This is a genomic window from Streptomyces longhuiensis, from assembly GCF_020616555.1.
GTDB lineage: Bacteria > Actinomycetota > Actinomycetes > Streptomycetales > Streptomycetaceae > Streptomyces > Streptomyces longhuiensis.
This window is the reverse complement of the sequence record NZ_CP085173.1, coordinates 9,544,698-9,558,185: the sequence shown is the minus strand read 5'-3', so window position 1 is coordinate 9,558,185 and position 13,488 is coordinate 9,544,698. Positions and strand designations below refer to the sequence as shown.

12 protein-coding genes and 2 pseudogenes are annotated in these 13,488 nt (G+C 66.8%); 7 read left to right on the top strand and 7 right to left on the bottom strand.

Going from position 1 to position 13,488, the window contains the following annotated elements; translation table 11 throughout:
• Nucleotides 1-111: 111 nt before the first annotated feature.
• Nucleotides 112-297 (top strand): annotated as a pseudogene (locus LGI35_RS46255) (glycoside hydrolase family 15 protein); the annotation flags it as partial.
• Nucleotides 257-538, top strand: a complete 282-nt coding sequence (locus LGI35_RS43555) for a glycoside hydrolase family 15 protein (protein WP_227299952.1) — start codon at nt 257-259, stop codon at nt 536-538. The pseudogene LGI35_RS46255 and the gene LGI35_RS43555, both read left to right, overlap by 41 nt.
• A gap of 218 nt (nt 539-756) precedes the next feature.
• Here LGI35_RS43555 and LGI35_RS43550 read toward each other — a convergent pair whose 3' ends face one another.
• Nucleotides 757-2,235 (bottom strand): FG-GAP repeat domain-containing protein, encoded by a 1,479-nt coding sequence (locus tag LGI35_RS43550; RefSeq protein WP_227299951.1) that lies wholly within the window; start codon nt 2,233-2,235, stop codon nt 757-759.
• 412 nt (nt 2,236-2,647) lie between these two features.
• Here LGI35_RS43550 and LGI35_RS43545 point away from each other — a divergent pair, with 412 nt between their 5' ends.
• On the top strand, nt 2,648-2,827 hold the full coding sequence (locus LGI35_RS43545; RefSeq protein ID WP_227299950.1) for a hypothetical protein: 180 nt from the start codon (nt 2,648-2,650) through the stop codon (nt 2,825-2,827).
• A 569-nt stretch (nt 2,828-3,396) separates the two neighbouring features.
• On the opposite strand, the gene LGI35_RS43540 is transcribed toward LGI35_RS43545, so the two are convergent.
• Nucleotides 3,397-4,137 (bottom strand): VOC family protein, encoded by a 741-nt coding sequence (locus tag LGI35_RS43540; RefSeq protein WP_227299949.1) that lies wholly within the window; start codon nt 4,135-4,137, stop codon nt 3,397-3,399.
• A gap of 481 nt (nt 4,138-4,618) precedes the next feature.
• Here LGI35_RS43540 and LGI35_RS43535 point away from each other — a divergent pair, with 481 nt between their 5' ends.
• Entirely contained in the window at nt 4,619-5,812 is a 1,194-nt protein-coding gene (locus tag LGI35_RS43535; RefSeq protein WP_227299948.1) for an alpha/beta fold hydrolase, read from the top strand.
• Between the two features lie 78 nt (nt 5,813-5,890).
• Here the strand turns inward: LGI35_RS43535 and LGI35_RS43530 are convergent, their stop codons facing one another.
• Nucleotides 5,891-6,139 carry a hypothetical protein gene (locus LGI35_RS43530; RefSeq protein ID WP_227299947.1) on the bottom strand — a complete coding sequence of 83 codons (249 nt, stop codon included), beginning with the start codon at nt 6,137-6,139 and terminating at the stop codon, nt 5,891-5,893.
• 213 nt (nt 6,140-6,352) lie between these two features.
• Between LGI35_RS43530 and LGI35_RS43525 the strand changes: the two genes are divergently transcribed.
• Complete coding sequence (locus LGI35_RS43525) at nt 6,353-6,823, top strand: VOC family protein (RefSeq protein ID WP_227299946.1); 471 nt, start codon at nt 6,353-6,355, stop codon at nt 6,821-6,823.
• A gap of 277 nt (nt 6,824-7,100) precedes the next feature.
• On the opposite strand, the gene LGI35_RS43520 is transcribed toward LGI35_RS43525, so the two are convergent.
• Complete coding sequence (locus LGI35_RS43520) at nt 7,101-7,718, bottom strand: hypothetical protein (RefSeq protein ID WP_227299945.1); 618 nt, start codon at nt 7,716-7,718, stop codon at nt 7,101-7,103.
• A gap of 483 nt (nt 7,719-8,201) precedes the next feature.
• On the opposite strand from LGI35_RS43520, the gene LGI35_RS43515 reads away from it, so the two are divergent.
• Nucleotides 8,202-8,999, top strand: coding sequence for a COG4705 family protein (locus tag LGI35_RS43515; protein ID WP_227299944.1), 798 nt, complete (start codon nt 8,202-8,204; stop codon nt 8,997-8,999).
• A 278-nt stretch (nt 9,000-9,277) separates the two neighbouring features.
• Here the strand turns inward: LGI35_RS43515 and LGI35_RS43505 are convergent.
• The 3 genes and pseudogenes from LGI35_RS43505 to LGI35_RS43490 form a co-directional block, all read right to left on the bottom strand.
• A pseudogene (locus LGI35_RS43505) lies at nt 9,278-9,415 on the bottom strand (helix-turn-helix domain-containing protein); the annotation flags it as partial.
• Nucleotides 9,416-9,585: 170 nt separating this feature from the next.
• Nucleotides 9,586-10,617 (bottom strand): C40 family peptidase, encoded by a 1,032-nt coding sequence (locus LGI35_RS43500; protein WP_227299943.1) that lies wholly within the window; start codon nt 10,615-10,617, stop codon nt 9,586-9,588.
• 604 nt (nt 10,618-11,221) lie between these two features.
• The gene (locus LGI35_RS43490; protein WP_227299942.1) at nt 11,222-11,740 is read right to left on the bottom strand and encodes a hypothetical protein; all 519 of its coding nucleotides are present in this window, start codon (nt 11,738-11,740) and stop codon (nt 11,222-11,224) included.
• A 111-nt stretch (nt 11,741-11,851) separates the two neighbouring features.
• Here LGI35_RS43490 and LGI35_RS43485 point away from each other — a divergent pair, with 111 nt between their 5' ends.
• Nucleotides 11,852-13,318 (top strand): cellulase family glycosylhydrolase, encoded by a 1,467-nt coding sequence (locus tag LGI35_RS43485; RefSeq protein WP_227299941.1) that lies wholly within the window; start codon nt 11,852-11,854, stop codon nt 13,316-13,318.
• Nucleotides 13,319-13,488 lie beyond the last annotated feature (170 nt).

Genomic DNA, 13,488 nt, shown 5'->3' with positions numbered 1-13,488 from the left:
GCGGCGAGATGCCCGCGGCCGTACGGGGGACTTCGGCCCCCACCCGGCGGGACAGGCGGATCGGTCGGATCGGTCGGGGCTGACCGCAACTGGGACTACCGCTACACCTGGGTCCGTGATGCCAGCTTCACCCTCCAGGCACTGTCCACCTCGGCCTGCGAGAAGGAGAAGGCCGCCTACTTCGGATTCCTCGCCCAGGCCGCGGCGACCCAGCTCGACCGCGGCATCGGCCTCCAGGTCATGTTCGGTATCGGCGGTGAAAGGGACCTCAGCGAACGCACCCTCACCCACCTCTCGGGCCGGCGCGGCAGCACCCCGGTCCGCACCGGCAACGACGCGTGGAGCCAACGCCAGCTTCGAAACCGCGCTGGCCTGCGCCAACGACGTCGGTCTACTCGCCGAGGAAGTGGACTCCGCCACAGGCGAAGCCTTGGGCAACTACCCACAGGCGTTCAGTCACATCGGCCTCATCAACGCGGCACGCGCCATCCACCGAGCCGAGAACGCCCGCCCCGATGGCCCCGCCTCACATCCATGATCCCTCTCATGCAGTCGTGCCTTCCAGCGCACTCGCACCTTCGCCAATTGCGCGATCAGAACCGTCGAGCGGCCGGTGCAGAGGGTCCTCGCGCCCAGGTTCGCGGAAACAGCATCCTCGCCACAGACCGGTGTGAGGACCATCGCCCGTTGCACACCATCCGACTCGCCCTGCAGCGGCTCCCGAAGCTTCAGTTCACCTGGAACGCTGGCCAGTTCTCAGCCGGTACCGAGCTCGTGGGTCTTGAGGAAGTACGCGCCTTTCCCGGACAGCCCGTCCTTGCTGCCGGGGAAGACCCAATAGCCCTGATCCTCACGGGGTTTGTGATATCCCACGTAGCTCGCGACCAAGTCGTCATATCCATCCGCGTCGAGATCCACCAGAGCCACGCTCCGCCCGAAGTGGTCGCTGTCGACCTCGAAGCCAGGTTCGCCTTTCAGGCCCACGGAGTCGCGGTTCACGGCGGTGGACAGCGCGAGCCCTTCGGGTCCGCCCACGTACAAGGTGACCTGGCCGTCCGGGTTGTGGCGGCCCGTATCCACCTGCAGAGCGTCGACCAGACCGTCACCGTTCACATCACCGATCGCTGCGGGAAACCACCCCCCGGGCATGGGCACGCTGCGAGGTCCGCTGAGAAACGCAGTCGGACCGCCGTAGTAGAGGACCGTCGGGCCGTCCTCGGGCTTCAAATACAGATCGTCCGCACCGTCACCGTCGAAGTCGGCCACGAGAGACGAGGTCAGCTGCGTCGGCATGTTCTTGGTGCGACCCGCATACGCAAGGCCCTGCTCGGTCCCGGTGTAGAGATCGACGCGGTCGGACGGTTCTGGGTAGTCGCCCTCCATGCTGTCTTCGCCGGTCAAGCTCTCCACCAGGAGGTCGGTGCGTCCGTCGCCGGTGAAGTCGCCGCTCACGGTGGTGCGCACAGTAAGTGTGCCGTTGCGCTCGAGGTCGAGTCCGGACAGTCCGGCAGGCTTGCCGTCCCGGCCGAGCGGGCCCCGCATGAGGACGACCGAGCAGCCGCCTGCCTTCGGCCGGTCAGCGACGGCATTGCCGACCAGATCGGCATGGCCGTCGCCGTCGACATCTCCCAGGGGGGACGAGTTGAGCCGCGGGATTGCCGAGTCCAGGCGGGTAGCCCGTTGCTTGCCGTCGCGATGGCCCCACACCACGTACTGTCGCCCCTTGGCGTCATTGAAGACCAGATCGCCGAGCCCGTCCCCGTCAAGGTCGCGCGGCTTGCTGATCGTCGCACCCGAGATGCGGGGGTTGCCGTCCTTGTCCTGCATCCCAGGGAAGACACGGCTCAGCGATACGGCATCGGCTGCCTTGACCGGACTCTTCGAGCCGAGGACATACGCCCGGTTCTGCCGCCAACTGCCGCCGTCCACCGGGCGATACCAGCCCTCCACAGCGAAGTCCCCGCGCTTGTCGCCGTTGAAGTCGGCGACGGGAACGGGCTTCTTGCGGACAGGTGGCGCAGCAGCATCGGGGGCCTGGGCAGGTGCGACACAGCCCGACGGCGTCACATCCACACCGGCACGTACGGAACCTCGCGCCGGCCCCTCCCCCGCTGCCGTGCAGCCGGCGGCCAGCAGCGCAGCCGTGCAGAGGAAGGCAGTCAGGCTTTGGAGCCGGGCGGGTATCCGTACCTGCTCGGCCATGGCGCGCGCCCGGGTCTGCTCGGCTATGGACATACGGATCGAAGCCTCCTCCATAGACCCGTCACCGGGCCGTCCCCTCCGGGCTCGGCCACGTTGCCGATCTCGGGAGCGGATCTTATACGCGACTCGGCGTCACCGGGTGGTCTGCGCAGCCCAGAAGTGATCCACGTCCAGATCGGCGTGTAGCTGGTCGTGGGCTGAGGCCGTGCCCTATGTGGTGAGGCGCGGTAGGCGCCCAATATGGGTCCGGGGAAATGAAGTTGGATCGTTCCGGACGGGTTGGACCTCGCCGTGCTCCCCCACACGCCGCAGGCGGCCTCACGCGAGGCCGCGGAAGCCGTCCTCGATCAGGTCCTCTTCCCTCGCTACGTCCGGATTCTTGTCCTGCTCAACCTCGGGGCCCCGGGACCGACCAGGACTGCGTGCAGGTCCTCGAGACCCAGGAGTGGCGCCGCGACTGCACATACCCGTCCGCGCCCACCTGGTCCGCAGCTACAAGACCCATGGACACAACCGGGAGAAGACGCGGACAGTCCTGGAGTACGCCCCCAACACACAACCCGCTTCCAGAAGCCGTAAGGACTTCTTCCAGTTGGCTCTCACCATCGAGCACATCCTGCGCTGAGTCTGCCCACCTCAGCACGATCGGAACGCCAACTGTCGTCAGCCGAGGCAGGAGCCCCCTGCCCGGACCCTCAGCCTGCTCGCACATGGGCCGGCCGACCCCGAGTTACGGGGAGGGCCCCGCACACGCGCTGATGCGGGGCCCCGAGGGCTTCGTTCCTGTCGTCGCCCACGGCCGACGTTATGTGACATGCCGCCAGGGCGCATGCGGGATGGGCCAATGGGGACTGTGCCTTCGCCACCGGTGTGTCCCCGCTGGAGGCGGCGCCGGGTGTTCTTCGAAGTAAGCCTGTCCCCGTAGTGGTGGGGTCAGCTACGACCGCTGCGTAGGCAGAGCAACCAGCCCTGCCGGCGATCTACTCGGTCGCCGGATGCGCTGCTCAGTCACAGGCGGTGTGACTGAGCAGTGCATCCGGCGAGTTGAGTGCAGTGGCCTGCGAGCGAGCCGACCGACGCCCCCGACACGAGGGGCTCCCACGGCTCGAATCCACCTGGATGCCGCAGCCCGACTGCCCGGGGCGTGGCGGATGAGCAGGCACGGCTCGCGTGCCGGGGCGTCAGGGCCGCATGTCAGGACCGGCCCAGGACGCAGAACTCGTGGTCCTCCGGGTCCGTCAGGCACGTCCACGGGACGTCGCCCTGGCCTAGGTCGAGATCGGTGGCGCCCAGGGCCCGCAGCCGGGCCACCTCCGCTGCTTTGTCGTCACCGGGGTACGGCAGCAGGTCGACATGGACGCGGTCCGGCACGGTCTTCACGCCGGCGCGGAGGAATTCGAGATACGGGCCGACGCCCTTGGCAGAGCGCAGCACGGCACGATCGTCGGTCACCTCGTGCAGGGCCCAGTCGATCGCCTCGCCCCAGAAGCGGGCCATTTCCCGCGGATCCGCGCAGTCGATCACCACTGCGGCGATCGGCCCGGTGTCCCGGTAGATCTCCCGAGGTTCCAGCACGCAGAACTCGTTGCCTTCCGGGTCGGCGAGGACCGTCCACGGCACGTCGCCCTGCCCGATGTCGGCAGGCGTCGCGCCGAGAGCCTTCAGGCGCGCGACCAACTCTGCCTGATGGGCCACGGAGGTGGTGGCGAGATCAATGTGGACACGATTCTTTGTTGTCGTCTTGGGTTCCGGGACGCTCACGACGTCGATGCAGACAGCGGCCGGGTCCGGCCAGACGAAGCCGCCGCCCGGTTCAACGTTGGTCACGCCGGGTCCCTCGCTGGAGACACTCCAGCCGAGCGCCTCCGCCCAGAACCGGCCGACCGCCGAGTCATCAAGGGCCTTTATGTTCACCTGAACAGGTCGCAATGCCATGTCGGCGACCCTATGCGCTGTGGAACGGCGCCCGCAGGTACTGTCGCCAAACAGAGATCAACTCGCTCTCCAGCCGCCTCAGCTCGCTGATCAGAGCGCTCGGTCCCGCCACGTCAAACTGCTCACCCGCCACATGAATCTCTCTGAGGTCCCGACAGAGGCGTGGGACATGTCGGCGGGTGATGAGGCAGGCGCCGGGGCGGTGCTTGCGCTGCGCGTTCGTCTCCCGGCGACCTCTACGGCCGCGAACTCACTCGTCGACGGGGACATCTTGACCAGCATCGCGGTCTCGGCCGGCGCACAGCACCCCGCGGGCTGACGCGGCTGAGAGGCCGAGGCGGGCACTGCTTCCTGCGCCGTTCGGGTCATGCACCAGCGGTTCTCCTCGTTCGCCTGCCGTTGCTCCGGTAGCCAGTGGATCTTGCACCCCCACCACCGAGGAGTTCTCGTGCTGTGTCGTCGTGCCCTAGGCAGGAAGACCGTGGCAACGCTCATCGCCGCGGCCACCACTGTTCTTCCCCTCACCCTGTCCATCGCCACCACAGCGACCGCAGCCGACCGGCCCGTCTTCTACGAGCCGCCAGCGGCGCTGCCCGCACACAATGGTGACGTGATCCGCTCCGAGCAGGCCGTCTTTTACCTCGACCCGCTCAAGGCGATCAAGGTCGATGCGAGCGTCGACCGGATCATGTACCGCACAACCGACCGCCTCGGGAAGCCCATCGCGGTCACCGGCACCGTGCTCACACCCAGGAACGTCAACCTGTCCCCGCGGCCGATCGTCGCCTTCGCTCCTGGCACCCAGGGACTGGCCGACAAATGCGCGCCTTCGCTCCAGATCGCCCAGGGCACCGAGTATGAGGGGCTGCCCATCAAGAAGCTCCTGGACCAGGGCTTCGCCGTCGTGGTGACCGACTACCAGGGACTGGGCACCCCAGGAGTCCACACTTACATGAATCGCGAAGTGCAGGGCCATGCAGTCCTGGACTCTGTGCGGGCGGCACAACGGCTCCAGGGCGCACACCTGCCCGCCGACGGGCCGGTCGCCCTCTACGGCTACTCCCAGGGCGGCGGAGCAACGGCCTCGGCGGCCGAACTCGCCCCGGAGTATGCACCCGAGCTGAAGATCAAGGGTGCCGTAGTCGGCGCTCCCCCGGCGGACATGGGCCAGATGGCCGCCGGTCTCGACGGCTCCGCGTACGGGGTGTTCTTCAACTACGCCCTTTCCGGGCTCGGCGCCGGCTACGGCATCGATATCGACGCGTACCTGAACTCCCACGGGAAGCGGGTGACGCACGACCTGCGGGACAACCTGTGCACCACGCAGGCACTCGCCAAGTACCCGTTCCTGCACTCCCGCTTCCTGGCCGCCGGCCTTCGCCCGCTGACCGAGCTCCTCGATCGAGCACCGTGGAATGCCATCGTGGCGGATCAGCAGCTCGGCAAGCGCAGGCCCGCGGTGCCGGTCCTGCTTTCCCACAGCACCCTCGACGATGTCATCCCCCAGCAGGTCGGCAAGAAGCTGGCCGCCGACTGGTGCCGCCTCGGCGCGACAGTGAACTTCAGCAGCAACCACATCCCCGGCCACATCGCAGCCACCATCGCAACGGGCAGGGAGGGCGTCCCCTGGCTCCAGGACCGCTTCGCCGACAAGCCCGCGCCCAGCACTTGCTGACTCCTCATTAGGAAGCTGACCACAGCGAGCGGCTCCGATCCACGACGTCGCGCAGTGCAAGTGCAGGGACGCCGGTGATCAGGTCAGGCCACGGTTCGAAGGCGGTTTGGCACCCCTCAGCGGTCGGGGGCAGCGATGCATCGCTGCCCCCGACCGCTCACGCGGGTTCACTCGGGCAGCAGGCCGGTGCACCAGCCAGCAGACTTGCTCGATCACCTGGATGTGCGCGGTGGTGCCATGGGAGAACACGAAGCCGTCCAACTCACTCTCCTCGAGTTCGAGTTCGGTGATGTTCGCGTACAGCGCGTCAACGAAGCGCAGTGGCATTCGTCGGCGAGCCCACGCCGCCCGTGAGATTCAGCGGCTGCACGGTCAACAGGCAATCTCATGTCCCGTGTTGGCGGCCGTCCCGGGTAAGAGCGGTGGGGTTCCACAGTTCACCGAGGGCAAGCCGAGTTTGGGAAGGTACACCGATGAGTTCCGCCGGTCGGGCCGGTCTACCAGGACGTACACGATCGAGCCACCGAATGGAGACCCACCATGACGAATCCCGCACACCCGGGCCGCACGCTGTTCGTGAACATCCCCGTGGCGGATCTCGGGCTCAGCAAGGCGTTCTTCACCAAGCTCGGGTTCAGCTTCAACCCGATGTTCACCGACGAGACCGCCGCCTGCATGCTGGTCGGCGAGCACGCCTTCGTCATGCTGCTCAGCCGCGAGAAGTTCGCGGAGTTCGCGAAACTGCCGATGGCCGATCCCACCACACACACGCTGGCGTTGTACTGCTTCAGCGTGTCGTCCCGCGATGAGGTCGATGCGGTCAGCGCCACTGCACTCGCGGCGGGCGGCTCCGAGGCGGATGGCGCCGAGGACCACGGCTTCATGTACTCACGCAGCTTCTTCGACCTCGACGGGCACGGCTGGCAGGTCATGTGGATGGACCCGGCCGCGGCTGAGCAGGGACCCGAGGCATTCGCGGCCTCCACGCAGGACGCCGACACCCCGGCCTGACCCACCACCGCGTAAGGCACGAGGCACGACGGCCGTCGACGGCAGGCCCACCGCCTGAAGGCCTCAGACCATGAGCGGTCCGGGGCCTTCTCCCTGGTAAGGCTCGTGGGACGATCACCGGCATGACGCTTGATCCTCAGTCTCTGGCAAGTACCCACATGAGTCGTCTGGCTGGTCACGCCACGTCCGAACTTCCGGTGTTTGAGGCGCTGCCTGCCCGTCTGGTGGAGTCGGGCTTCCGGTTGTAACTCAGTTGATGTAGCTCGAAGTTGCTCGGTCATCGCGGCCGGTAGGAGAGCACTGGATCCGCCCAGCCGCCGAGGCGGCGTGACAGCCCAAAGCGTGATGGCAACCACCAGCGTCGCCGAACGTGATCAGCCGTGACCGAGGACCATTGAGGACCAGCGAGGTCTTCCACGCCCCACCATGTCTTGACGGCCTTGTTCCCGTTGAGCTTCAGAAGCGGCCAACGAGGAAGATGCAGCCCGCTGAAGAACATCGAGACGTCATCGCCACACTTGGTGGTGTAGAAGAACCGCTCAACGTCCGTGTAACTGGCTCCGAGGCCGGAATCCAAGCCCATGGTCCCACCGAGCCATGACAACGAAAGCTTGCCTCCGGACGGGATGGAAGGGACAAGCACTGGGTTGAACCACACTTCCCCGTTGAGTCCTCGTGTGAGCCCCGTTCTCAGGGTCTGGGCAACAACGATGTTTGTTGCTGGGCCTGTTCCGACGTTGACAAGCCACCACTTCGGCTCACCGGAATCGCCCTGAGCGCTCTCCCACATGAACTGCAAGACCGGCATGTGGGAACGGCGGTTGGATGCATACGACAGGGCAAGAGAACCCACGGATACGAGGACTGCCAGCACGGATATCAGGATGGTCAGCATTGCCCCTCCCACACACGACGAGTGCGAGGTCCTCCATACCCGCTCCTGCGCAGTCGAACTCCCCCGACCTCGTGCGCGAACACGACTTCATCGCGTATGAAGACCTCAAGATCCGCAATGTGGTCAAGGCTCCCGTCCCGAAGCAAGCCGGACTCCATGACCCCGATCCACGAGTTGAAGCTGCCCAGGGCCTCTAGGGCGGGGCGCGAGTCCCTATCGGAGCTGCCACCCACTGGCAACTCCTAAACGTGGGGGTCAGACCGGTTCCCCAGAGCAAGGTCGGAGCGAACGTTTCCTGATGCGGCACCAACCAACGACTGCCCTTCATACCAACCGCCGGACGGGCACAACCAGTGCTCAGCGGGCGGTGTTCAGGTCGCTTTCAGGTTCGCGCACGGCTGGGGAAACATCTGCACCAGAAGCCGAAAAGCCCTGGTAAAGGGGGCTGGGGTAGAGACAGTCGACCGTGTCATCGTGCGGGCCATGAGCACAGAACACGTCCTCGACCACCCGGACAACCTTGCCGTTACCCATGCCCACGTCCGCCGTATGGCGAACAAGGTTCCTGAAGTGACGGTCTACTTCTGGATCATCAAGGTACTGACCACCGGCATGGGCGAGACGGCATCCGACTTCCTGGCCAAGGCCCTCAACCCCGTCTTGGCGGTCGGGCTCGGTGGATTCGGGCTCGCGGTGTCCTTGGTGATCCAGTTCTCCGTGCGCCGGTACGTGGCGTGGATCTACTGGACCGGGATCGTCATGGTCAGTGTGTTCGGCACGATGGCCGCCGACGTGCTGCACGTCGTCCTCGGTGTTCCTTACGCCATCTCCACGCCGTTGTTCATGATCGTGCTGGCCGCTGTGTTCGCCCTCTGGTACGCGAGCGAGCGAACCCTCTCCATCCACAGCATCCGCACCCGCCGCTCGGAGTTCTTCTACTGGGCCGCCGTCCTCGCCACGTTCGCGCTGGGCACCGCAGCCGGCGACCTGACTGCCTCCATCGGCCTGCGCTACCTCGGCTCCGCAGTCCTGTTCGCCGTCGCCATCTGTGTCCCCGCCGTCCTGCACCGCGCCGGCACCCTGGGCGCGGTGACCGCGTTCTGGATCGCGTACGTCATCACCCGCCCACTGGGCGCCTCCCTCGCTGACTGGATGGCCCTCCCCCGAGGCCGCGGCGGTCTCGCGATGGGTCTTGGGCCGGTCACTCTGTCCTGGACAGTGGCCATCTTGGGGTTCGTCGCCTACCTGGCCGTCTCGAAGCGGGACACGCAGGCCGGCTGACCAGCCCAGCCGCTGTCGAGGAGCCGCATCGTAGTGACTCCGCCCGCTCGCCTGGTGATGTAACCGCATAGGTTCGCAACGTACGACGGAGCTGGCCGACCTGGCGGCCGTCGGCCTCGATGACGACGTGATGAGCCGTGGCATAACGACCGTTCTTCGACTGCTCAGCGATCCAGCGGTCCCGGGCGGAGGCTAGTGCGCCGTCCACGATGAGCGCGGTGATCTCACGGCACCGCTCACGTGGTTGAAGCGCGAGCTTCGGGCCGATCTGCCTACCGGCGTCGCGCCCACCGATAGGCGGTGGGACGGGAGATGCCCATTTCCCTCGCGATGTGGGCGATCGGCCGGCCGGAGCAGACTCGGTCGACCAGGATCCGCCTGCTGTGACGGGTCAGACGGGCGTTGCGGTGAGACATGAAGGCCTCTGTGCGGTGCAGATTCGACACCTCCACCACACCGGAGGCCTTCGTCATTCATCAAGACCCACGCGTCGACAACGCTCACGCTCAATACACCTAAGGCCCGGAATTCGCCCGAACAGGGGCGTTCCCGGAACCGTCGGTAGGAGGATCAGATGCGGGCGTAATCAGCCTGCGACGCGGACGCCGAACTGGAAGCTGCCGATCGTGCTCATCGACTCGTAGCGCACCGAGGCCCCCGGATGCGGCGCGTGCAGCACCTGGCCGTTGCCCGCATAGAGGCCGACATGCTCGGTGTTGTTGAAGAAGACCAGGTCACCGGGCTTGAGTGCGCTCATGCCCACCCGGGTTCCGTCGTTGACCTGCGTGTACGTGACCCGGGAGATCTGGATACCGGCCTGCGCGTACGCCCACTGCGTGAGGCCCGAGCAGTCGTAGGAGTTGGGCCCCGTGGTGCCACGGACGTACGGCTTGCCTATCTGGGTGGCGGCCGCGTTCAGCGCGGCGGCACCGAACTTGGAGGCGGCCGCCTCGTGACCGAGGTTGACGCGGCTCGAGGAGGATCGGCTGGCCCGGGCCTCCTCGGTGGCCATCTTGGCGCGCTCGGCGGCGGTCAGGGAGTTCAGCAGTTTCTGCGCCTTGCTGAGCTTGCCCTGGATTTCCTTCTTCTTCTTGCCGAGCTCGGTGCGGGTGCTTGCGAGGTCCTGAAGCTTCTCTGCGGCCTCCGCACGTTTCTGGGCCAGCTCGCGCTGCTTCGCCTGGACCTTCTTGAGCGACTCCAGCTGCCGCGCGGAGAGGGAGTCGAGCGTGGACGCCTTGTCGAGGAAGTCGTCGGGGTCGGCGGAGAGGAAGAGCTGGACCGAGGGGTCGATGCCGCCGGAGCGGTACTGCTCGCCGGCCATCGCACCGAGGCCCGTACGCAGTTCATTGAGCTCGCCCTGCTCGCGGGCGACCTTGTCCTGGAGCTGGCCGATCTCCTTCTCCAGCTTCTTCTGCTTCTCCTGGGCCCCGTCGTACTGGTTGGTGGCCCGCTCCGCCTCTTCGTAGAGCTTGTCGACCTTCGCCTTGACCTCGCTCTTCGTGGGCTTGGGGGCCGCGTTGGCGGCCTGCGAAGTAAGGGCCACGGCAGCGGCGGCGGTCGCCGTGAGCACGGTTACACGGGCACGGCTTGACTGCTTGGGTCGACGGTGGGACGCCACGAAGGCGGTCTCCTTCTACCTCCAGCCGCCCACAAACACCCAAGTGGGCGGTGCCCCTCCACCGTCACTCACCTCATGTGAGTGATCACCAGAGCGGAGGTTCGAGACCTGACCCTAGTGACCTTCCTGTGACCATTTCAAAGCCTGACGTGAAAAATCTCGCCCATACCCTGCATTCTTTGCGCACAACTCACTTGTAGTGATGTCGATTTGACACTACGTTGCGTGATGGATTCACCAATCAGGCCAAACCGCACGAACATTGTAGGTCGATATAACCCGGACATCGGCCACGGGAGAGCCGCTTCAGGAGCATCACGGACACAACTGGACGCCCGCACGACCTGCGTCGCGTCCAGCAAAGTCAGGTGAGCCAGAGTCGTCGGCAGGCGAGGGTGACTACGGTTTGGCAGAGGCGAGCTCGTTTGCCCTTGTGGGCGGCCAGGACCTTGTTGTGCTTGAGTTTGTCGAAGTAGCGTTCCGGCGGCGCCCGGCGGTGAGCGGTGGTGACCGTCACAAGCTCCGGGCGGCCAAGTCCTTTTCAGCGTCGTCAAGCGGCAACAAGCTCACTACCAAAGACGGCAGCTGCGGCGGGTTCTGGCGCCTACCTGGCCGACGCCCTCCTTGCTGCCGTGGACAGCACCGCGAGCCCCGGGAGCCAGCCAAGGGCCACGCCCCACAGCGCGCCGAACACCGCCCCCGCAACCGCGTATCCCACCCAGCCGGCGAACCCCGCCTCCACCATCCGCGCTGCCACGAACCCGCGCCACGCCCCGGCGACAGCGGCGCCCGCGATCAGTGCGGTCCAGCCGGCCAGGAGACGCCGAGTGCGGCCGCTGTCGGGACGGCGGCGTACGTGACGGCGAACCCGCAGCACGGCAGCCGCGAGGAGGGTCAACGCGCCGAAGCTTTCGGCCAGTTGCCACGCCCAGGTCGTGGCGCCGAGCGGCGCCACGCGAAGCCCCGGCAGTCCGGGCGGGATGCCGAGCGCGCTCGGCACGACGGTCAGGCCCGCGTGCGCGGTGGTGTAGGTCAGGAGTGGCACGAAGCCGTACGCGAGAACGAGTGCCAGGCAGGCGCAGAGCACTGCTGTCGTCGCGGACCAGCGGATCTTCAGCGACATGGTGCATCACTGTAAGTGGCGTTCGGGCGCCCCGACAGAGGGCGGGAACAGAAAAGCTGAACAGTGCTCACGTCTGTTGCGGGGCAGGATCGAGTGCCTATAGTCCACGCCATGGCCGGATCTGCGATCAAGTCGCTGCGGGCGAAGTGGCGTATCTGGGCGTCGTGTTGGGTCACCGCCGCCGTCGCCGTCGCGCTGCTCGTGGCCGTCGGCCCGGACAGCGCGGGCGCGGGCGGTAAGCGCCGCTGGATCACTGACGACCAGGGGCGCGCCCTCGTCCTCAACGGTCTCAACACCGCCTCAAGCGCCAAGTCCGAACCGAACGGCATGCCGTGGATCAAGGCCGCCGACGTCCAGCGGGAGAAGCAGCAACTCGGCTCGAACTTCGTACGGTTCCTCATCCAATGGCGGAACGTCGAGCCAAGGCCGGGGGCGTACGACGAGACGTATCTCGACCAGGTCGCCGAACGTGTGCACTGGTACGGCGCGCGCGGCTATCACGTCATGCTCGACATGCATCAGGACGTCTACGGGCCGAAGACGAAAGGCAACGGCGCGCCCGCCTGGGCCACCCAGACCGACGGGCTCCAGGTCGCGGAGCAGGATCAGTGGGAGCTCAAGTACATCGAACCGGGCACGGTGCGCGCCTTCGATCACTTCTGGGGCACCAGGCAGTCAAGCCGGAATCTGCGTGCCCGGTACGCGGCGGCTTGGGCGCATGTCGCCGGACGATTCCGCGACGATCCCGCCGTCATCGGCTACGACCTGATGAACGAGCCATGGGGCGGATCCGTGCAGGGAGCGGCTTTCGAAGCAGGCCCGCTCGCCGCCCTCTACCGCAGGACCCTCGCGGCCATCCGCGAGGTCGACCACGACTCCTGGATCTTTGTCGAGCCGGAGGCTGTGAGCACCAACTGGGGCCTGCCCAGCGGACTTCCGTACCTGAAGGACCCACGCGGCGACGGCGACCGGGCCCGCATCGCCTACGCCCCGCATGTCTACCCACTGCCCTTGGACCTCGGCAACGGCTACAGCGGTGACGCCAAGGCATGGGTGCGGCGCACGCTGGGCTCATGGCGCACGCAGACCGAACGCACCGCGCGGCGGCTGAACGCCCCTGTCGTCATCGGCGAGTACGGGATCGACGCGACGCTGCCGGGAGCGTTGACGTACGTCGCTGCGGTGCGGCGTCTCGCCGAGGACATGGGTGCGGGGACCGCCTACTGGTCCAACGACCCCGGTCCCTGGTCGCCTTGGGAGCGCACGAAACGTGGCGGACTGCGGGCGACACGACTGCTGCCCGTGCTCGACCGGCCCACGCCGCTCGCGATCGCGGGGGAACCGGACACGTACGAATGGGATGCCACATCCAGGACGCTGAAGGTGAGCTGGCGTGGCGCGCGGCGGGGTGTCCGCGGGGGCACGGAGCTGTATCTGCCCGAGCGCCACTTCCCGCGCGGTGGACGCGTCACAGGCGGTGACGTCATCTCTTGGGACGCCAAGTCCCGGATTCTGGTGGTCCGGTCCGGGCCCGGCGAGCACCGCGTCCGCTTCACACCCGTCCCTGACACGGACTGAGCTCGACACGACGGCCGGTGTGAAGACCCGGCACTCCAGCAGCGTCTCGCTGACTGCCGCGCGGATCTGTGACACCGGATGCGGGACTACCTCCGCGGCCTACTGCGCCCGGTCGGCCGCGAGAAGGGCTGGCAGTGGGCCGATCGTCGATGACGTCATGAAGAAAGATC

What these genes read in the sequence shown, in the direction of transcription:
- LGI35_RS43485 (WP_227299941.1), top strand. Translation starts at nt 11,852, where the DNA reads ATGGCCGGATCTGCGATCAAGTCGCTGCGGGCGAAGTGGCGTATCTGG.
- LGI35_RS43515 (WP_227299944.1), top strand. Translation starts at nt 8,202, where the DNA reads ATGAGCACAGAACACGTCCTCGACCACCCGGACAACCTTGCCGTTACC.
- LGI35_RS43490 (WP_227299942.1), bottom strand. Translation starts at nt 11,740, where the DNA reads ATGTCGCTGAAGATCCGCTGGTCCGCGACGACAGCAGTGCTCTGCGCC.
- LGI35_RS43550 (WP_227299951.1), bottom strand. Translation starts at nt 2,235, where the DNA reads ATGTCCATAGCCGAGCAGACCCGGGCGCGCGCCATGGCCGAGCAGGTA.
- LGI35_RS43520 (WP_227299945.1), bottom strand. Translation starts at nt 7,718, where the DNA reads ATGCTGACCATCCTGATATCCGTGCTGGCAGTCCTCGTATCCGTGGGT.
- LGI35_RS43530 (WP_227299947.1), bottom strand. Translation starts at nt 6,139, where the DNA reads ATGCCACTGCGCTTCGTTGACGCGCTGTACGCGAACATCACCGAACTC.
- LGI35_RS43525 (WP_227299946.1), top strand. Translation starts at nt 6,353, where the DNA reads ATGACGAATCCCGCACACCCGGGCCGCACGCTGTTCGTGAACATCCCC.
- LGI35_RS43540 (WP_227299949.1), bottom strand. Translation starts at nt 4,137, where the DNA reads ATGGCATTGCGACCTGTTCAGGTGAACATAAAGGCCCTTGATGACTCG.